The organism is Luteimicrobium sp. NPDC057192, assembly GCF_042670205.1.
Classification (GTDB): Bacteria; Actinomycetota; Actinomycetes; order Actinomycetales; family Cellulomonadaceae; genus Luteimicrobium.
Window position 1 is genome coordinate 109,093 of record NZ_JBHUWD010000001.1, and the last position, 20,300, is coordinate 129,392.

Sequence of the window (20,300 nt, forward strand, 5' to 3'; positions counted from 1 at the left end):
GGCGGTCATCGGGTGGCGACGGGCTGGGTGGCGGGCCGGGGCTCCCAGTCGTCGTTGACGTTGTCGTGGCGGATCGGCTTGCGCCGCGCGGCCCACCAGAACCCGGCGGAAGCCACGACGAGAGCCGCGAGGACCACCCCGTTGCCGAGGGCTCCGCCGATGGCGTGCAGGACGACGTACGCGACGGCGCCGACCGCGCCCGAGGCCGGGAGGGTCACGACCCACGCCGACACGAGCCGGCCGGCGACGTTCCAGCGCACGTGGTCGCCGCGCCCGAGGCCGGACCCGAGGATCGAGCCGGACGCCACGTGCGTCGTCGAGAGGGGGTAGCCGAAGTGGCTCGACAGGAGGATCACCGCGGCGGACGACGTCTCGGCGGCCATGCCCTGCGGCGGCTGGATCTCGACGAGGCCCTTGCCGAGCGTCCGGATCACGCGCCAGCCGCCCAGATAGGTGCCGAGGGCGATCGCCAGGCCGCACGCGAACACCACCCAGAGCGGGACGCCCGAGCCGGCGGGGACCGCGCCGCCCGCGATCAGCGCGAGCAGGATGATGCCCATCGTCTTCTGGGCGTCGTTGGTCCCGTGGGCGAGCGACACGAGCGACGCGGACCCGATCTGGCCCCAGCGGAAGTCGCGGGTGCGGTTGCGCTCGGGCACGTCGCGCGTGATCCGGTACACGAGCCAGGTGCCGATGCTCGCCACGAGCCCCGCCGCCACGGGTGCGACGAGCGCCGGCACGATGACCTTCGAGACGAGCCCGCTCCACACCACGCCCGACGTGCCCGCGGCGGCGAGCACCGAGCCGACGAGCCCTCCGATGAGGGCGTGCGACGAGCTCGACGGGATGCCCAGGTACCACGTCGCGAGGTTCCACACGATCCCGCCGACGAGCCCCGCGAACACCACGGGGAGCGTGACCACGCCCTGCTCGACGATGCCCGACGCGATGGTCGCCGCGACGCTCAGGGAGAGGAACGCCCCGACGAGGTTGAGCACGCCGGACAGCGCGACCGCGAGACGGGGCTTCAGCGCACCGGTCGCGATGGACGTGGCCATCGCGTTGCCGGTGTCGTGGAAGCCGTTGGTGAAGTCGAACGCCAGGGCGGTCAGCACCACGACGACGAGGAGGCCGGTGTCCACGCTCTCAGCGTGTGCCCGGCCGGCGGCGTCGGGAAGGCCCGGCCGCCAGAGTTCACCGACTGTTCAGGTGCGGCGCGCGACGCACGGCACCGTGCCGGCTCAGGCGGGGTCGTACCAGGCCGGGTCGAGGCGGCGGTTCTCCTCGCACCAGCGGCAGACGAGGTCCTCCTCGTCGCGCAGCGCGTCGCCGCAGTCCCGGCACAGGGCGTCGGGGACGGGAACCGTCGCGACGACCCCGAGGACCGTGCCCGGGGTGTGCTCCTCCGCCACCAGTGCACTCATGCGAATCGTCCCTCCGTCCGAGATCGACGAGCGTCCGTCCTCGTCTCGAGCATGCTCCCCCGGGGCGCCCACACGGCCGCGACGCGCCCGGGACCACCGAACCCGGTCAGGACTGCTCGGGACGCGCCGCCCACCAGGCGAGGAGCTCGTCGCGCGCGACGTCCTCGCCCACGGAGCCGCGGTCCATGCGCAGCTCCATGAGGAAGCGGTACGCCTCCCCCACGACGGGCCCGGGCCCGACGCCGAGGAGCGCCATGATCTGCTGACCGTCGAGGTCGGGCCGGATGCGCGCGAGCTCCTCCTCGCCGCGCAGCCGCTCGATCCGGCGCTCCAGGTCGTCGTACGCGTCCGAGAGCCTGCGGGCCTTGCGGCGGTTGCGTGTCGTGCAGTCGGCGCGGGTGAGGCGGTGGAGGCGCTCGAGCAGCGGCCCGGCGTCGGTGACGTACCGGCGGACCGCGGAGTCGGTCCACTCGCCGTCGCCGTAGCCGTGGAAGCGCAGGTGCAGCTCGACGAGGCGCGAGACGGCCTTGACCGTCTCCTTGTCGTACCGCAGCGCCTTGAGCCGCTTGGCCGTGAGCTTCGCACCCACGACCTCGTGGTGGTGGAAGCTGACCCCGCCCCCGGCCTCGAACCGCCGCGTCGCGGGCTTCCCGACGTCGTGCAGGAGGGCCGCGAGGCGCAGGACCAGGTCGGGCGCGGGAACCGCGCCCTCGGGACCCGTCTCGAGGTCGATGGCCTGCTCGACGACGGTGAGGGTGTGCTCGTAGACGTCCTTGTGGCGGTGGTGCTCGTCGATCTCGAGGCGCAGCGCGGGGAGCTCCGGCAGGACGTGCTCGGCGAGGCCTGTGGTGACCAGCACCTCGAGGCCCGCCCGCGGCCCCGCGGACAGCAGCAGCTTGTCGAGCTCGTCGCGCACGCGCTCGGCGGAGACGATGGTGATGCGGTCGGCCATGCCGCGCGCGGCCGCGAAGGTCTCCTCCTCCACCGTGAACCCGAGCTGGCCCGCGAAGCGTGCGGCCCGCATCATCCGGAGCGGGTCGTCGTCGAACGAGCGCTCGGGCTGGATCGGCGTCCGCAGCACCTTCGCCGCGAGGTCGGTCAGACCGCCGTGAGGGTCGACGAACTCGAGGTCGGGCACCCGCACGGCCATCGCGTTGACCGTGAAGTCGCGGCGCGACAGGTCGCCCTCGAGCGTGTCGCCGAACGCCACGACCGGCTTGCGCGTGACGTGGTCGTAGGCGTCGGAGCGGTACGTCGTCACCTCGACGACGACGTCCCCCTCGGGGCGTCCGGCGCGCCCGCCGAAGCGCTTCGCCCCGATGGTGCCGAACTCCTTGCCGATGTCCCAGTGCGCGTCGCCCCACGAGGACAGGAGGGCGAGGGTCTGGTCGGGCGTCGCGGACGTCGCGAAGTCGAGGTCGTTGCTGGCCCGCCCGAGGAACGCGTCCCGGACCGGGCCGCCGACGAGCGAGAGCTCGTGGCCGGCGGCGCGGAACATCGCGCCGAGCTCGATCGCCGCGGGCGCGAGCTCCGTCAGGACGCCGAGCGCACGGCGCTGCAGCTCGAGCTCGTCTGGCGTGGGGTTCGGCACGAGGGTCAAGCCTACCGAGTGGCGCCCGCGGCACCGCGGGCCCGCTCCCCCGGCGGCCGCGGCCTGCGGGGACGCGTCGGTGACCGGTCCCGGGTACCGAGGTCGGTAAAGTTGATTCATGCCCACGCCCGCACCACCCCCAGGACGTCAGGGCATCCCGACGCCGCCAGGTGGGCACGCGCTGTGGGTCGACCCGGACGAGCTCCGCCAGGTGCACGTGTCGCCGTCGGCGTCGCTGCCCGTCTCGGAGGAGATCTCTGCCGGTGGCCTCGTGGTCGACGACGACGACGTCCCCCGGGCCGCGGTGATCGCCCGGCGCAACCGCGGCGGCCGGCTCGAGTGGTGCCTGCCCAAGGGACATCTCGAGGGCGACGAGACGCCCGAGGAGGCCGCGGTCCGCGAGATCCGCGAGGAGACCGGCATCCAGGGCACCGTCGAGAGCCACGTCGGCACCATCGACTACTGGTTCACGGGCGACGACCGGCGCGTCCACAAGGTCGTGCACCATTTCCTGCTGCGTGCGGTGGGCGGCATCCTGACGGTCGAGGACGACCCCGACCAGGAGGCGGAGGCAGCGGCGTGGATCCCGCTCGACGAGCTCGAGTCCCGTCTGGCGTACCCGAACGAGCGGCGGATCGCCCACGCGGCGCACGAGGCGCTGCGCGGGCGTCCGACCTGGACGCACGTGAGCTCGAGCATCACGACGCACCGCGCGTCGGACGCATGAGGCACCGCACGGCCGCGCGGGGGCGGACCGCCCTCGCGGCGCGGACGACGCTCGCCGCGCTCGCCGCCGTCCTGCTCGCCGGGGTCCTGCTCCCCTCGACGTCGACGGCCGCCACGCCCCTCGGCGGCTCCGCGGCGTCCGCGCGGGTCGCGGCGGCGGCCAAGGCCACCGTGACCGCGACGCTCGTGAGCGTCAGCCCGCAGCTCGCGCGGCCCGGCGACGACGTGACGGTCGTCGTCGAGGTCCGCAACGGCACCAAGAAGACGATCGACGAGCCACGCGCCTCCCTCTCCCTCAACCGCTACCGGCCGTCGACGCGCGCGGACGTCGACACGTGGGCGGACGCCGACCCGGACTCCGACGTCGGCCCGGTGCTCGCTGCGAAGGACGCCCCGGACGCCCTCGCGCCCGGCGCGACCTGGACCGCGACCATCACCGCCGACGCGGCGAGCCTCGGCCTGACCGCCGTCTGGGGGCCGCGCCCGCTCGCCGTCACGGTCACGGACGGTGCCGGCTCGTCCCCGACGACGTCGCCGCGGCTCGCCGTCGTGCGGTCCTTCCTGCTCTGGTACCCGGTGGGCGCCGACGGCGCGGGCGGCTCGTCGGAGACGGTGACTCCCGTGAACCTCTCGGTCGCGGTCCCGCTCACGGGCCCCGCCCTCGAGGCGAGCGACGCCACCGCCACCGCGACGGCGATCGAGGCGGCGACCACCGGCCGGCTCGCCGACGTGGTCGACGCCACGTCCGACGTCGACGGCGTCACCTGGGTCGCCGACCCCGCGCTCGTCGCCGCCGCGTCCAACGCGACCGGCGCCGCGGCGAGCTGGGCCCGCCAGGTGTGCGCGCTCGCGAAGGCCCACGACACCTACCTGCTGCCCGCGTTCGACGCCGACGCCGGCGCCCTCGCGCACGCCGGCCACGACATCCCGCGCGGGTCGGCAGCGGTGACCAGCGCACGCTGCGGTACGTCCGAGACCGCGACCGACCTCCGCCACGCCTGGAACGACGGTCTCACCTGGCCCGCGACGGGTACCCCCGACAAGGTCACGTTCGCCGCCGCCGTCCGGTCGGGTCGCGGCCTCGTCGTGACGCGCGGGAGCCAGGACGGCCCGCTCTCGCCCGTCACCCCGGCGTCGGACACGCCCGACGCCGTCACGAGCGTCCAGACCGAGTCCGGCGACGCCACCGCGCTCGTCGCGGACGACCAGCTCAGCAGCCTGCTCGCCCGGACGCACGACACGGCAGCCGCACTGCAGCTCGTCCTCGCGCAGACGGCCGTGATCGCTCGGCAGGCCGATGCCGACCCCGCGGATGCCGCGCAGCTCCTCGCCACGCTCCCCCGGACCTGGAACCCCGACCCCGGCACCGCGAACGCCGAGCTCGACGCCCTGCACGACGCCCCGTGGATCGCCCTCCAGCCACTCAGCACGCTCGCCCGGGCCCAGCCCGACCACGTGGTGCGGCGCGCACCCGCCGCGGCGTCGGCGTCGCGCAAGGAGCTCGACCCCGAGGCCGTGGACGCGCTGCTCGGTGCCCGCACCTCGGTCGGCAGGTTCGCGACCGTCGTGGAGGACCCCAAGGCCCTCACCGCACCCGTCGAGGCCGACACGCTCGCGCCGCTCGCCGTGGCCTACCGGTCCGACGCCGCCGCCCGGGACGAGGCCGTCCGGGCGGCGCTCGACGCGAGCCACGCCGTGACGGCAAGCCTGTCCGTCGTGGGGGGCAGCACGCTCAACATCATCAGCGCCCAGGGCGACGTGCCCGTCACCGTGCGCAACGCGCTCGACCAGCCGGCGCGCGTCATGGTCGAGCTGCACTCGACCGACCCGAAGCTCAGCGTCCTCAAGACACCCGAGGTGACCGTCGGCGCCCACGACAGCGCGACGGTCGGCGTGCCCGTCCGGGCCATCGGCAACGGCAACGTGTCCGCCTACGTGGAGCTGCTCACGCCCGGCGGCCACAGCATCACGACGGCGCCCGCGTTCGACGTCCGGGTGCGCGCGTCCTGGGAGACGGTCGCCACCACGGTGATCGTCGTGCTCCTCGGACTCGGGCTGGTCGCAGGGATCTGGCGTACGGTGCGACGAGGACGGTCGAGCGCCCGCGTGACCCGTGCCCAGGCCCCCGAGGCCGAGGTCGCCGGCACGCCGGAGGCCACGGGCCAGGTTCCCGTGGCGCCCGCGCCGCCCGGTACCGTCCCTCCCGGCCCACCGTCGCCCCGCGACGCCGCCCCGCCCGCACCCGCCCACGATCCCGCACGCCACGACACGGAGGACCCGTCATCGGACCCCGCCACGCACGCAGGCCGCAGCGGACCCGCCTGAGCGGGTCCGCGCCGTCGCGCGCGCCGAAGCCGTGGGACCGCCACGTGCGGGCGCAACGCGCGGGGCACGGCGCCGCGCCCGGGGACCCCCGGTGGCAGGACACCTCCGACGTGCTCGGCAACGACGTCGACGTCGCGGGGCGGGCCACGCTCGGCGACATCGAGGTGCCCGCGCTCGAGGAGGCGTACCTCGAGACCGCGACCATCCCCATCCCGGTGGTCCCGCAGGACGGCGCGCCTCCATCGTCGGGCGCCGCGACCGACGGGCTCGCAGCGGACGGCGTCGGCATGACCGACGGGGCCGAGCCCGCGACCACGACGGGAGCGCAGGCGTCGCTCGGGCGCAGCACCGCGCTCATGGCGGCGGGGACGGCAGCCTCGCGCCTGCTCGGCCTCGTGCGGAACATCGTTCTCGTCGCCGCTGTCGGCGTCACCGGCGAGGTCGCGAACGCGTTCGACGTCGCCAACAAGCTCCCGAACATCCTGTTCGCGATCCTCGCGGGCGGCGTCCTCAACGCGGTGCTCGTGCCGCAGATCGTCCGCGCCTACCAGGCACGGAACGCCCAGGAACGCCTCGACAAGCTCCTCACCCTCTCCGGCCTGGCGCTCGTCGTCATCACGACGATCCTCACGCTGGGCGCGAGCGTCGTCGTCGGCTTCTACACGAAGGGCTGGTCGGACGACCAGCTGCACCTCGCCGTCGCGTTCGCCGTCTGGTGCATCCCGCAGCTGTTCTTCTACGGCATCTACACGCTGCTCGGGCAGGTGCTCAACGCGCGCGGCCAGTTCGGGCCGTTCATGTGGGCGCCCGTGCTCAACAACGTCGTCGCGATCGCGGGGACCGTCGTCTACATCTGGATCTACGGGTCGTACGTCAAGGGCGGTCCGACGTCCGACGTCACCACGTGGGACGGACCGCAGATCGCGCTGCTCGCCGGGACCGCGACCGCGGGCATCGCCGCGCAGGCGCTCATCCTGCTGGTGCCGCTGTACCGGCGCGGCTTCCGCTGGCACCTGCGGCTCGGGCTCCACGGCATCGGGCTGCGGTCCGCCGGCAACGTGGCCGGGTGGACCTTCCTCGCGGTGCTTCTCGAGCAGGTCGGGATCGCGTTCATCACCCGGTTCGCGTCGTCCGCCTCCGACGCCGCGGGCGGCGGTCACGTCGCCGGCAACGCGGCCTACTCGCAGGCCCTGATGATCTACCTGCTGCCGCACTCGCTCGTGACCGTGTCCATCGCGACCGCGCTGTTCACGGGGATGGCTGCCGCGGCGTCCCGGTCGGACCGCGACACCGTCCGCCGGCTCGTCTCCCACGGCCTGCGGACCGTCGGCGTCTTCACGTTCTTCGCGACCGCCGTCGTCGCGCTGCTCGCCGGTCCGCTGACCAAGCTCCTCGTGCCGTCCGTGAGCGACGCCGACGGGCACGCGATCGCCCAGGTCCTCGCGGCGATGGCGTTCGGCCTCGTCGGGCTCGGCGGCATGGTGCTCATGAAGTGGGTGTACTTCGCGTTCGAGGACGGACGGACCGTCTTCTGGATCCAGGTCCCCGCGACCGGTCTCCTCGTCCTGCTGTCGTGGGTCGGGACGATGGTCCTGCCGCCGCACCTCTGGGTCGTGGGGATCGGCGTCGCGATGGCGGTGTCGAACACGGTCACCGTCCTCATGCGGACCGCCGGCGTCTCCCGCCTGCTGCACGGGCTCGACGGGCCACGCATCCTGAGCCAGCACACCCGGGTCGTCATCGCGACGGTCCTGTCGGCGCTCGTCGGCGCGCTCGCGCTGTGGGTCCTGCCCGGCAGCGGGACGGGCTCGTGGTTCGGGGCGCTCGTGACCGTCGTGGTCGTCGGCGCGGTCATGACGGGCGTCTACTTCGCCGGGCTCCGGGTGCTTCGCGTCACGGAGCTGTCCGACCTCCTGGCACCTTTCGTGAACAAGCTGCGCAGGCTCGCGCGCCGATGAGCGCAGCTCCGGGTCTGGACCAGCCCCGATGCGTACCATGAACACGCACGCCAGCCCCCGAACCCAGCGAGGACACGTGACCGACATCGGGACCACGCTCGTCGCGCGGTACGCGCTCACCGCGCCGCTTCCGCACGACCTGACGAACGTGGCCGTGTGGGCCGCCGAGGACCAGGTCCTGGGCCGCCAGGTCCGGATCGTCCTCCCCTCCGGACCGCACGTCGCGGCCACGCTCGACGCCGCGCGGCGGGCCGCCCTCGTGAGCGATCCCCGGCTCCTCCGCGTGCTCGACGTCGGCGTCGACCGGATGGCGGACGCCCTCGGCGGTCCCGGCACGGACGTCCCGTACGTCGTCACCGAGCGGGTTCAGGGCAGCACGCTCGGCGAGCTGGTGGCGGCCGGTCCGCTCAGTCCCGGCGTCGCCCGCACGATCGTCGGCGAGGCCGCTGCCGCGCTCGAGTCCGCGCGCCGGCGCGGCCTCCACCACTGGGCGCTGCGCCCGGACGCCGTCCGCGTGGTCGGGAGCCGCGTGGTCGTGACCGGGCTCGGCGTCGACGGACCGGTGAGCGGCCTCGAGGACCCCGACGGCGACGTCGGGTCGCGCCGGGACGCCGACGCTCTCGTCGGGCTGCTGTACCACCTGCAGAGCGGCCGCTGGCCGGGCAACGCGCTCGAGGGTGACTGGCTCTCCCCCGACGCGCCGCGGCCCTCGCCCGCACCGCGGTCGCGCGACGGCGCCCCCGTCGGGCTCGACCAGCTCGCCCCGCAGGCGCCCGGCGACCTCGTGACGCTCTGCGCCGCGACCTTCACCACGGGCACGGGCCCGCACACCCCCGGCGAGGTCGTCGCGGCGCTCGAGCCGTGGGCCGCGCTGCCCCCCGAGGGCCCTGTCCCGACCGCGTCCGCAGCCGCAGCCTCCCTGGCGTCCACCTCTCCCGCTGCTGTCGCCGCCCCGTCCGGGGGGGCTCCCGCGCGCGAGTCCGTCCTGCATCCCGGTGCCGTCGTCGCCGGTGGTGTCGCCGCGGGCGCGGCGGCGGGCGTCGCCGCCGGCGGAGCCGTCCCCGTGCTCCGTGACCCTTCAGGCGTCGGTGGCGCGACGCTCGCCGGCCCCACGACACCGGCACCGCCGGTCGTCGCGGCGCCCACCTCGGCGCAGCCCGGCCCGGCGCCCCAGCGGGCGTCGTGGGCGACGCCGTCGGGCGCGGGGCCCCAGGCCCCCTCGGCAGGTGGGCCTCAGGACCCGGCAGGCGGCGGTCCGAACGGTCCCGCGGGCGGCTGGCCGGGAGACCCGTCGTTCCAGCCCGAGCCCCCGCGGTTCTCGCGCGACCGCCTCCCGAAGTCGGCCGACGAGGTCGAGCGGCACCGTTTCGACCCCACGCGCGTCGTGCTCGCGCTCTTCACGGCGGGCGTCGTCGTCGCGACCGTGTTTGCCGTCGTCGGGCTGACGCACAACTTCAAGCCCGCGCTCGTCTACCAGGAGAAGGCGTCGCCCGCGGCCGCCGCTCCGCAGGCGACCTCGAAGCCCGGCGCCACGCAGCAGCCCACGCAGGCTCCGCAGGAGGACGTCCGTCCGATCATCGCCAAGGGCCAGCAGGTCGACCCGCCGCCTCAGGGCGACCAGAACGAGCACCCCGAGGCCGCCGACCGCGCCTACGACGGCGACCTCAAGACGTACTGGTACACGCGCACCTACAACACGCAGGAGTTCTCCGGCCTGAAGTCGGGCGTGGGCTACGAGATCACCCTCGAGCAGGCGGCCCCGGTGAGCCGGATCGTCCTCGACACGAACAACAACGGCGGACACGTCGAGGTCCGCGCCACCGACGCCGCGAACCCCACGGACGGCACCGTGCTCGCGTCGGCCAGCTTCTCGCCCGAGACCACGCTCAGCTTCGACAAGCCGGTGACGGCCAAGCGCTTCGTCCTGTGGATCACCGTCCTGCCGAAGACGAGCGAGGGCAAGAACCGCGTCGAGCTCAACGAGATCCAGATCTCCTGACCCGGCGACCGGACGGCACGCCGTCGCCGAGACCGCGCGGGGGCGCGTGCGCCGTCGGCGGGTGAGACGGAACAATGGGGGGCAGGCCGTGGTTGAAGGCGGCGACACACCCGAGGAGCAGCAGTGACCCAGAGCACGCCCACGACGCCCGCCGTCGTCCCCGACACGACGCCGCGTGAGATCGTCATCATCGGCTCCGGCCCGGCCGGTTACACGGCCGCCGTGTACGCGGCGCGCGCCGGCTTCAACCCGCTGGTCCTCGCGGGTTCGGTGACCGCGGGCGGCGCGCTGATGAACACCACCGACGTCGAGAACTTCCCCGGGTTCCCGGACGGCGTCCTCGGACCCGAGCTCATGGAGTCCATGCAGAAGCAGGCCGAGCGGTTCGGCGCCCAGATCGAGTGGGACGACGCGACCGAGGTCGAGCTCGACGGCGACGTCAAGGTCATCCGCACCGCCAACGGCGAGACGTACACCGCGAAGGCCGTGATCCTCGCGACCGGGTCGGCCTACCGCGAGCTCGGGCTCGAGGGCGAGAAGCGTCTCTCGGGCCGCGGCGTGTCGTGGTGCGCGACGTGCGACGGCTTCTTCTTCCGCGACCAGGTGATCGCCGTCGTCGGCGGCGGGGACTCCGCGGTCGAGGAGGCCACGTTCCTCACACGGTTCGCATCGAAGGTCGTCATGGTCCACCGCCGCGACCAGCTCCGCGCCTCCAAGATCATGGCCGACCGTGCGGAGGCCGACCCGAAGATCGACTTCGCGTGGAACAGCGAGGTCGTCGGCGTGCACGGTGACGCGAAGGTCGAGCGGCTCACGCTGCGCGACACCGTCACGGGTGACGAGCGCGAGCTCGACGTCACCGGCCTGTTCGTCGCGATCGGCCACGAGCCGCGCACGGACCTCGTCAAGGGGCAGGTCGACCTCGACGAGAACGGCTACATCCTCGTCCAGGGCCGCACGACCCTGACGAACCTCCCCGGCGTCTTCGCGTGCGGCGACGCCGTGGACCACCGCTACCGCCAGGCGATCACCGCCGCCGGCTCCGGCTGCTCGGCCGCGCTCGACGCGCAGGCGTACCTCGACGAGGTCACCGGCACGGCGTCGCTCCCCGAGCAGGCGGTCGAGGCCGTCATCGCCTGAGCTCGTCTTCCGTCCTGCAGCCCCACGCCGGCGGCGACCGCCGGCCCGTCCTCTCACCGGAGGTTTCCATGGGTGACTTCACCGCCCCCGTCACCGACGACTCGTTCAAGGCCGACGTCCTCGAGTCCGACGTGCCGGTGCTCGTCGACTTCTGGGCCGAGTGGTGCGGCCCGTGCCGCCAGGTCGCGCCCATCCTCGAGGAGCTCGCCGAGCAGTACGAGGGCAAGGTCAAGGTCGTCAAGCTCGACACCGACGCGAACCCGCAGGTCACCGCGGCGTACGGCGTCGTCTCGATCCCGACGCTCAACTTCTACCGCGGCGGCGAGCTCGTCCGCTCGCTCGTCGGCGGACGCCCCAAGCGCGCGCTCGCCGAGGAGATCGACGCGGTGCTCGAGGGCACCGAGGTCTGACCCCTCGTCCGGCGCCGTCGCGGCGCCGCGCACCACTCCGACGGCCGGTGCAGCCGGGCCCCGATGAGGGCACCGGCCGCACCGGCCGTCTTCACGTTCTCGTCACGCGCCCCGTGCGACACTGGGCTGCGTGACCGAGAACCTGAGTCCCCGTGAGCCCGCGACGTCCCCGACCACGGCCCAGGCCGCGGCAGCGGCGCGCGCGGCAGCGGCAGGTTCGGCAGCACCCGCGGGAACCCGGCTCGACCCGTGGTTCGGCTCGTACGCCGACCGTGCGCACGGCATGCGCGCGTCCGAGATCCGCGCCCTCTTCGCCGTCGCCAACCGCCCCGAGGTCGTCTCCCTCGCCGGGGGCATGCCCTACCTCAAGGGCCTCCCCCTCGACACCATCGCTGCGTCGGTGGCCGAGCTCGTCGCCACGCACGGCGCGACCGCCCTCCAGTACGGCAGCGGCCAGGGCGACGAGACCCTCCGCGAGCAGATCGTCGACGTCATGCGCCTCGAAGGCGTGTCAGCGCACCCGGACGACGTGGTCGTCACCACCGGTTCGCAGCAGGCGCTCGACCTCGTGACCCGGATCTTCGTCAACCCCGGCGACGTCGTCGTGGCCGAGGCGCCGTCGTACGTCGGGGCGCTCGGCGTCTTCCGCTCCTACCAGGCGGAGGTCGTGCACTCGCCCATCGACGAGCACGGCCTGATCCCCGAGGTGCTCGAGGAGACGCTCACGCAGCTCGAAGCGGCGGGCAAGACGGTCAAGCTGCTCTATCTCATCCCGAACTTCCACAACCCGGGCGGCGTCTCCATCTCCCTCGAGCGCCGGCCCCGCATCGTCGACATCGCGCAGCGGCACGGCGTGCTCGTCCTCGAGGACAACCCGTACGGGCTCCTCGGGTTCGACGGCGAGACGATGCCCGCGCTGCAGTCGTACCACCCCGACGGCGTCGTCTACCTCGGGTCGTTCTCCAAGACGTTCGCCCCCGGGTACCGCGTCGGCTGGGCGGTCGCGCCCCACGCGGTGCGCGAGAAGCTCGTCCTCGCGTCCGAGGCGGCGATCCTGTGCCCGTCGAACGCGTCGCAGATGGCGATCTCGACCTACCTGTCGACGTGCGACTGGGAGGGTCAGGTCAAGCAGTTCCGTGAGCTCTACCGGGAACGTCGTGACGCGATGGTCGGAGCGCTCGCCGAGCATCTCCCCTCCGCGTCGTGGACCGTCCCGGCCGGCGGCTTCTATACCTGGGTCCGGCTGCCCGAGGGCCTGGACGCCAAGGCCATGCTGCCGCGCGCTGTCACGGCCCGTGTCGCCTACGTCCCGGGCACCGCCTTCTACGCCGACGGCTCCGGCGCCGACCACATGCGGCTCTCGTTCTGCTACCCCACCCCCGACCAGATCCGTGAGGGCGTGCGGCGGCTCGCGGGTGTCGTGTCGAACGAGCTCGACCTCGCCACGATCTTCGGGACCGGCGCCGCCGGTGACGCCGGGTCACGCGCGCGCGCCACGGCCGACGTCCAGGCGCCCGGCCCCGACCTGGCCTGACCTTCGTACGCGGCCGTGCGCCGTCGGCGCCTCCCGCTCGGCGGCGCACGGCCCGGGCCGCCACCCCCACGACGAGGTCGGACAGCTGGCGGCCCGGCCTGGCTCCCAGAGAACCCGATCCAACTCCGACCCGGAGGCACGACGTGACTTCCCCCCGCAGCACCCGCTCGTCGGACGACCTCCGGGTCGTCGTCCTCGCCGGAGGTCTCTCGCACGAGCGTGACGTGTCCGTCCGGTCGGGGCGCCGCGTCGCAGGTGCGCTGCGGAGCACCGGCGTCGACGTCGTCGTCCACGACGTCGATGCCGACCTCGTCCCCACGCTCCACGAGCTCGAGCCGGACGTGGTGTGGCCGCTCCTGCACGGTGCGACCGGCGAGGACGGCTCGGTGCGCGAGATCCTCGACCTCCTCGGCGTCCCGTACGTCGGCACCGGACCCGCCGCGAGCCGTGTGGCGTGGAACAAGGAGATCGCCAAGGGCGTCGTCGCGCGGGCCGGGATCACCACGCCCGACTCCGTGACCCTCCAGCAGGATCTCTTCCGCGAGCTCGGAGCAGGCTCGGTGATGCAGGCCATCGTCGACCGGATCGGGCTCCCGCTCGTGGTCAAGCCGTCTCGGGGTGGGTCGGCCCTCGGCGTGAGCGTCGTGACCGAGCGCGGCGACCTCGCGCGTGCGCTCGTCGCCTCCTACGCCTACGGCGATGCCGCTCTCGTCGAGCGCGCCGTCACCGGGACCGAGATCGCGGTCAGTGTCGTCGAGACCGACGACGGGCCGGTCGCGCTCCCTGCCGTCGAGATCGTGACCGACGGCCCCTACGACTACGACGCCCGCTACAACCCCGGACGGAGCCAGTACTTCACGCCGGCTCGCCTCGACGCCGAGACCGCCGCACGCGCTTCGGACGCCGCCGTGACTGCCTTCAGCGAGCTCGGACTGCGCCACCTCGGCCGCGTCGACCTCATCGTCGACCACGACGGTGTCCCCCACTTCCTGGAGACCAACGTGGCGCCCGGGATGACCGAGACGTCGTTGTTCCCGCAGGCCGCTCTCGCGTCGGGGACGACGCTGGCGGCGGTCTACCGCGACATCGTCGAGCGGGCCGCCGCCGGGCGCTGACCTTCAGGACCACCAGAGCGGGCCCGCACTGGTCTCGTTCTCCTGACCGCCCGTCGCCGTCGTCGGCCCGGCGGCTCCGGTGCCTCTCCGTCGGGCGCCGGGGCGCAATGACGGCCGAGCCCTCGGCGCCCGCTCGACGCTCAGGACGTCCCCGGGGCCTCAGGTTGGAGCCTGTCGACCTGCGAGAACGTCCTCGGTCCGTTGCGGCTCGGCCGCAGCGACGCCCGCCCGGGACCCCGTCGTCGCCGGAACGAACGGGGGCGCCCGTCGTTCGACGGGCGCCCCTCGGATCGCGGTTCGAGTGTCACCGGCGCAGCAGGCCGGGGTCCTCCGGTGCCATCACGTCGAGGATCCGGTTGAGGTCCTCGACCGAGGCGAACTCGATGGTCACGCGGCCCTTCGACTTGCCGAGATCCACCTTGACCCGCGTCTCGAAGCGGTCGGACAGCCGCGATGCGAGTGCGTCGACGGCCTCGCTCCGTTGCCCCGCCCGCGGGCGGTGGGCTGGCGCCTTCTCGTCACCGACGCCCAGGGCGACGATTTCCTCTGTCGCCCGGACGGACAGCCCTTCGGAGACGATCCTCTGCGCGAGGCGCTCGATCGCCGCGCCGTCGGAGAGACCGAGAAGCGCGCGCGCGTGGCCTGCGGAGAGGACTCCGGCCGCGACGCGCCGCTGTACCAGCGGAGGCAGGCGGAGGAGCCGGAGGGTGTTGGAGATCTGCGGACGGGACCGGGAGATCCGCGTAGCGAGCTCGTCGTGCGTGCACCCGAAGTCGTCGAGGAGCTGCCGGTAGGCCGCTGCTTCCTCGAGCGGGTTCAACGCCGAGCGGTGAAGGTTCTCCAGGAGGGCGTCGCGGAGCAGGTCCTCGTCGTCGGTGACGCGGACGATCGCCGGGATCGTGTCCAGCCCGGCGGCCTGGGTCGCTCGCCAGCGCCGCTCCCCCATGATCAGCTCGTAGTGACCGGGATCCTCCGTCGCGGGCCGAACCACGACGGGCTGGAGGACGCCGATCTCCTTGATCGACCCGACGAGCTCGTCGAGCTCGCCCTCGTCGAAGACCGTGCGCGGCTGGCGCGGGTTCGGGCGGATGCTCGAGACCGGAAGCTCGGCGAAGGAGGCTCCCGGCACCGGGACCAGGCCATCGTCATGGACTTCGTCGGCTTCAGCGTTGGCGGGAACTCCGTCGGCTGGTGACGGCGCGTTTTCTCGCTCTGCCACGGCCTCCGAGGCATCGCGGGGCGTCGGGTCCGGCTCGGCGACGGTGGCACCCTCGCTGGTCGTGCTCGAGTCCGGCTCCTGCGCTGCCGCGGAGGGCGTGGCCTCAGCGGGCGCAGCGTCAGTTGGCGCAGCCGCGTCCCCATTCGCGGCACGGTCGGTCTCCGCCGGGGTGTCCGTTGGCTCGTCCCCGTCCAGGGAACCCTCCGGCGCCGACTCACTCTCGGCACCCGTTTCCGCCGCTGCACCGGCACTTCGGTCCGCCGTGTCCGACGACGTCACCACGGCCGGCTCGGACACGTCGTTCTGCGCCGCGTCAGCGACGGCGACCGATTCGCTGCTCCCCGCGGCGGTTTCACGTGAAACGTCGGCGCCTGACTCGATCTCGGCCTCGTCGGGGCGATCGATCGTCGCGATGCTCGTCTCCTGCGAAGCACCGGAGGGTGCCGCGGCGGGAAAGAAGACGTCAACGGGGCGCTCCCCCTCGGAGCTTGTCGGAATCAGGGCACCGAGACCCCGCCCCAGTCCACGGCGACGTTCCTTCATGTCAGCTCACCTGCTCTTCCTGGGGGGCGCTCTGCGCGCCGACCGTCACCGGACCACGTTCGGACAGTTCGCGCGCCGCTTCGAGGTAGGCCAGCGCCCCCGACGAGCTCGGGTCGTAGGTCACCACGGTCTGGCCATAGCTCGGCGCTTCAGAGATGCGGACGGAGCGGGGCACCGTCGTGCGGAGGGTCTGTGCAGCGAAGTGTTCGCGCACTTCGGTCGCGACCTGCTGCGCGAGATTCGTGCGCGCGTCGTACATCGTCAGGAGGATCGTCGACACGTGAAGCTCAGGGTTGAGGTGCGACTGGATCAGGCCGATCGTCTTCAGAAGTTGCGTCAGGCCCTCGAGCGCGTAGTACTCGCACTGGATCGGAATCAACACCTCCCGGCCGACGACGAAGGCGTTAACTGTCAACAGCCCCAGGCTGGGCGGGCAGTCGACGAACACGTAGTCGAGGGGCGGCTTTCCGGCCGCCTCGAGCTCGGTCATATACGTGTCCAGCGCCCGGCGAAGTCGTGTTTCACGTGAAACGACCGACACGAGCTCGATCTCCGCTCCAGAGAGATCGATCGTCGCCGGTACGCACCAGAGGCTCTCGATGTCCGGGCACTGCTGCACGACGTCAGCGATCGGCTCGTCCTCGATGAGCACCTCGTAGATCGAGGGAGTCCCGGCCCGGTGCTCGACACCGAGGGCGGTCGATGCGTTCCCCTGCGGGTCGTTGTCGATCACGAGGACCTGGAGGCCGGCCTTCGCGAGCGCGGCGGCGAGGTTCACCGTGGTTGTCGTCTTCCCGACGCCGCCCTTCTGGTTCGCCACCGTGATCACGCGCGTGCGCTCGGGGCGCGGGAGGGTGCGGCCCTCCAGCTCGATCCGGCGGCGAACGTCGCGCGCGAGCTCTGCTGCGAGCGGCGTCGAGTCGTCAACCTCGGGCATCGCGGCGAGCAGTTCCGCCCGCGCGTCCAGGACGCCCGGAACAGTCAGCGGTGCGTCGAGGGGCGTGAAGTGCACGCCGTTGTCCCCAGCCATCAATCCATCCTCATCCGCAGAATGCTGCGGTTCCTTCGGTTGTTCGTCTGATGCATCCACAGGCTCCTGTGGATACCCGTCCCGCCCCGGATCTGCGTCCGAGGCTGTCTCAGGGGCCCCCCGTTCGCCCGCCGCATTGCCGTCCCCTGGTTCGGACCGTGCTTCCGCGACGCGGAGTCCGGCGGGTTCAACCCTCCGCTCTCCTGTGTCCTCCTCGACGCTGCGAGACCCCTGCTCCTCGCCGACCGCAGCGGTCGTTGGAGATTCCGACCCTGCGTCCTCGCTGGCGCTGACGACCAGATCGTCGCGAGGCTGGATGTCTGGCGCGGTCGGCGCATCAGGCGCTTCAGCCACGACGGTTTCACGTGAAACCGAGGCCGTCACCGTCTCGACCGGCGCACCGACCGGTGACGAAGGCTCGCTCGCGGGTGCTGCCGGGCTCGGCGCCTCGCGTCGCGAGAATCGTGAGAACCATCCGCCCGAACCACCTCGTGGCATCCCGCTGTCACCGTCCCTCTCGTCCGACGCCCCGTGCTGATGAACCCTCGGTCGACGGTACAGGTCATCGTGCGGGTACGGGTCGAGCCACGCGCACGACGACCGTCTCATCCACTGCGGGAATGGTCGTCGCTCGGAGGATCTCGGGCTCCCCTGCTCCGAACCGGCGAAGCACCTTGCGGGCAGCGGGCACCTCACGCTCGACATTGCGGCCCTTCAGCACCACGAGCTCGCCGCCCGGTCGAACGAGAGGAAGCGACATCCGTGCGAGCTTGTCCAGTGCTGCAACGGCTCGGGCAGTCACCGCATCTGCTTCGAACGCGCCGTGGAACTCCTCCGCTCTCCCCCGCTTCACCTCGACGTTCGTGAGGCCGAGGTGCTCGCGCATCTCACTGAGCCACGTGCAGCGCCGTTCCATCGGCTCGACGAGCAAGACCTCGGCATCGGGAAGCATCGCCGCGATCACGATGCCCGGCAGACCAGCCCCGGAGCCAAGGTCGGCGATCACTCCGTCGGACGGAAGATAGGGAACGACGGCCGCGGAGTTATAGATATGGCGCGACCAGATCCGGTTCAGCTCTCGTGGCCCGATGAGCCCGCGCTCCTCGCCCTCAACAGCAAGCCGTTCCGCGAACCGTGATACGGCATCGAAGGCCGCACCGAAGTATCCAGGCGCCGCGTCGATCGCTTCGGTTTCACGTGAAACGTCGTCAGCCTCGTTGGGCTCGTCAGGTGTCATCGCGAACTGTCCCAGCGCATGACGTCATGGACATCCTGCACCGCCGGAGCCTTCAGGTTGGGGATCACCGCCTCATCATTCCCTACGTCGACAGTCTTCCGCACACGCTCCACCGAAGGTGGCCAACCCGACTCGGGCCCGCCCAGCGCGCGTCACGCTCGGGACCGGGTAAGGCCTCACGAAGCCGACCTTTCCTGTCAAGGTCAGGGACTTCGACCATCCCGCGCCCAAGGCGTCGGGGGGATCCACCAGACTCGGCGATGTTTCACGTGGAACACCGGACGGACCATCCCGCCGAAGATGTGCTGGTCCCCCATCCCTCCCGAGCGGTGCCCTGCGGGCCCCCGACATGCCGTCGACCCGCGAGAGGCGGCCACGGTCAGGCACGCATCAGCCACCCATCGATTGCCCCCGGGCACTCGTTGCCGGACCGGGCCGGCCGGCGCCGCCTCTGAGTCCGCGCCGAGCGCGGCGTCCCCATGCGGGTGCCCGGCCGACTTGCGGCGAGGGCCACGATCGAGCCCGCGACCGCAACCCACGTGACACTCTCCGATGTCGTGGTCGAGGTCCCGGTCGGGGGCCGGAACCCACCCACCGAGGAGCCGGTGCGGCCGCCTGGCCCACTCCCCCCGCTCACCACAACGTCGGGCAAGCCTCAACGCGTGCTCCGACTCCGTCGCCCTTCCGCTGTCCGCCGGGCGCGCCACCTCGCCGCGCCAGCTTCGCGAAACCGCCGCCCGACGATCGGTCCCCTTCGCGCCGACAGCGCATCCGATGGGACCACACGGTACACATGCTCGCGACGACCACGGCCACAATCACACGCCGGATCGCGCCGCGCGTTTCACGTGAAACTGGCGGCCGCCAGGCAGAAGAATCGAGGTGCACGATCCAGCCCTCGGGGCCCCGCGCGGGTCAGAGCCATGTCCACCGGGAGGTCCTACCCCCGGCGGGTTCTCCATGTTTCACGTGGAACATAGGCGCCACGGGCTCGACGAAGGGCCGGGCACGCGCCAGCCATCACCCTGGACGCCATCGCAGGATGACCGCGGTCGACTCGGGGCCTGCGACAAAGGCGTCGAGCGACGCTCCACGACGCAGAGGTGTCCGAGGGTGCCCGGTGAAGCTGCCGCGATCTAGCGACCTCCGCGTCGGACAAGCCGGACCGAAGCACCCGACGAGTCATCCTTTGAGAACACGCCACGTCGAGGCCTGAGACTCCCGGACGGAAGATTCCCTTTCCCGAGCCCGATCCGATGTACCCCTCACACCGAGTCCTTGCTGAGTCGATCACCGCGCGCCGCGCGTTGCGCATCGGTGCCATTCCCCAGTCCCCAGGCACTGACGGTCGCCGCGACCCTCGCGCACCTGCCGCCATGCCACCGTGCCCATGGTTGACACGTCACGAGAGCGCGGGGAATCGACACCACGAAACAGACGCGGTCCCGCCTCGCTCTCGTGCCGATCGGTTCACCTTCGTCCAGGCCTCGAGGCGTCAAGTCGTCCAGGCGTGCCGGCGCGCTCTGAGGACTCGCGCGTGCATCTTGGCTTCCGGCATCCCGCGGCAAGCGTGGCTGACTTCACCTCCGGCCGACGCGAGCTCGCCGCGGCCACCGGTCTCGACGGCGCGTGGTCAGACTGACCGAGGGACCTACGAACAGGATGTCACCGCAAGCGCGACGCCTTCCCATGGGCAGTTTCACGTGAAACCGGCGGAGCGGCGAATGGCATGTGCGCTGAACACACCCCAGGCCGCGGGTCCCATCGCACAGACCCCCGCCCTCCGCGGCCGACGGCGACCTGTCGGGCGCCCTCACGGTCAACCACCGCCGACCCGCGACCCCGATCCGGCAACTAGTGCGAGAGAGTCGCGCGCTCAGCACGCGCGGGCAAACGCCGGGACGAGCCGTCCGGCCCCGGATATGCCGCGGGGGGGGGGGGCCGGGGGGGCGCCCCCCCCCCCCGGGGGCTCACCCCCGCCCCCGCCGCGGGGGGTTACGGGGTCCCACCCACCCCCCCCGCCCACCGGACCCCCGCCTCTCGGCGTAC

General features: G+C 72.6%; 14 protein-coding genes. 8 read left to right on the forward strand and 6 right to left on the reverse strand.

From position 1 onward, the window contains the following. Positions 1–5: 5 nt before the first annotated feature. The 3 genes from ACFT5B_RS00590 to ACFT5B_RS00600 all read right to left on the reverse strand — a co-directional run bounded on the left by ACFT5B_RS00590 (position 6) and on the right by ACFT5B_RS00600 (position 3,135). Positions 6–1,142 carry an anion permease gene (locus tag ACFT5B_RS00590; protein ID WP_386796029.1) on the reverse strand — a complete coding sequence of 379 codons (1,137 nt, stop codon included), beginning with the start codon at positions 1,140–1,142 and terminating at the stop codon, positions 6–8. A 99-nt stretch (positions 1,143–1,241) separates the two neighbouring features. Continuing rightward, positions 1,242–1,424, reverse strand: coding sequence for a hypothetical protein (locus ACFT5B_RS00595; RefSeq protein WP_386796030.1), 183 nt, complete (start codon positions 1,422–1,424; stop codon positions 1,242–1,244). A gap of 106 nt (positions 1,425–1,530) precedes the next feature. After that, positions 1,531–3,135, reverse strand: coding sequence for a CCA tRNA nucleotidyltransferase (locus ACFT5B_RS00600; protein ID WP_386796031.1), 1,605 nt, complete (start codon positions 3,133–3,135; stop codon positions 1,531–1,533). On the opposite strand from ACFT5B_RS00600, the gene ACFT5B_RS00605 reads away from it, so the two are divergent. From ACFT5B_RS00605 to ACFT5B_RS00640, 8 genes are all read left to right on the forward strand, one after another. Beyond that, positions 3,134–3,742: an NUDIX hydrolase gene (locus ACFT5B_RS00605; protein WP_284292660.1), complete on the forward strand. Its 609-nt coding sequence runs from the start codon at positions 3,134–3,136 to the stop codon at positions 3,740–3,742. The two genes, ACFT5B_RS00600 and ACFT5B_RS00605, sit on opposite strands and share 2 nt — an antisense overlap. Continuing rightward, positions 3,739–6,066 (forward strand): DUF6049 family protein, encoded by a 2,328-nt coding sequence (locus ACFT5B_RS00610; protein WP_386796032.1) that lies wholly within the window; start codon positions 3,739–3,741, stop codon positions 6,064–6,066. The genes ACFT5B_RS00605 and ACFT5B_RS00610 overlap by 4 nt, the downstream gene beginning before the upstream one ends. A gap of 44 nt (positions 6,067–6,110) precedes the next feature. After that, positions 6,111–8,024, forward strand: coding sequence for a murein biosynthesis integral membrane protein MurJ (gene murJ, locus ACFT5B_RS00615; RefSeq protein ID WP_386796033.1), 1,914 nt, complete (start codon positions 6,111–6,113; stop codon positions 8,022–8,024). 76 nt (positions 8,025–8,100) lie between these two features. Beyond that, entirely contained in the window at positions 8,101–10,023 is a 1,923-nt protein-coding gene (locus ACFT5B_RS00620; RefSeq protein ID WP_386796034.1) for a hypothetical protein, read from the forward strand. A 123-nt stretch (positions 10,024–10,146) separates the two neighbouring features. Further along, positions 10,147–11,163 carry a thioredoxin-disulfide reductase gene (trxB, locus tag ACFT5B_RS00625; RefSeq protein ID WP_386796035.1) on the forward strand — a complete coding sequence of 339 codons (1,017 nt, stop codon included), beginning with the start codon at positions 10,147–10,149 and terminating at the stop codon, positions 11,161–11,163. Positions 11,164–11,231: 68 nt separating this feature from the next. Then, complete coding sequence (trxA, locus tag ACFT5B_RS00630; protein WP_386796036.1) at positions 11,232–11,573, forward strand: thioredoxin; 342 nt, start codon at positions 11,232–11,234, stop codon at positions 11,571–11,573. Between the two features lie 130 nt (positions 11,574–11,703). Continuing rightward, complete coding sequence (locus ACFT5B_RS00635; protein WP_386796037.1) at positions 11,704–13,107, forward strand: PLP-dependent aminotransferase family protein; 1,404 nt, start codon at positions 11,704–11,706, stop codon at positions 13,105–13,107. Between the two features lie 143 nt (positions 13,108–13,250). Continuing rightward, positions 13,251–14,222 carry a D-alanine--D-alanine ligase gene (locus tag ACFT5B_RS00640; protein WP_386796038.1) on the forward strand — a complete coding sequence of 324 codons (972 nt, stop codon included), beginning with the start codon at positions 13,251–13,253 and terminating at the stop codon, positions 14,220–14,222. Positions 14,223–14,526: 304 nt separating this feature from the next. Here ACFT5B_RS00640 and ACFT5B_RS00645 read toward each other — a convergent pair whose 3' ends face one another. The 3 genes from ACFT5B_RS00645 to rsmG all read right to left on the reverse strand — a co-directional run bounded on the left by ACFT5B_RS00645 (position 14,527) and on the right by rsmG (position 18,251). Next, on the reverse strand, positions 14,527–15,984 hold the full coding sequence (locus ACFT5B_RS00645) for a ParB/RepB/Spo0J family partition protein (protein ID WP_386796039.1): 1,458 nt from the start codon (positions 15,982–15,984) through the stop codon (positions 14,527–14,529). Position 15,985: 1 nt separating this feature from the next. After that, positions 15,986–16,921: a ParA family protein gene (locus tag ACFT5B_RS00650; RefSeq protein WP_386796197.1), complete on the reverse strand. Its 936-nt coding sequence runs from the start codon at positions 16,919–16,921 to the stop codon at positions 15,986–15,988. Between the two features lie 655 nt (positions 16,922–17,576). Then, entirely contained in the window at positions 17,577–18,251 is a 675-nt protein-coding gene (gene rsmG / locus ACFT5B_RS00655) for a 16S rRNA (guanine(527)-N(7))-methyltransferase RsmG (RefSeq protein ID WP_386796040.1), read from the reverse strand. Positions 18,252–20,300: the final 2,049 nt, after the last annotated feature.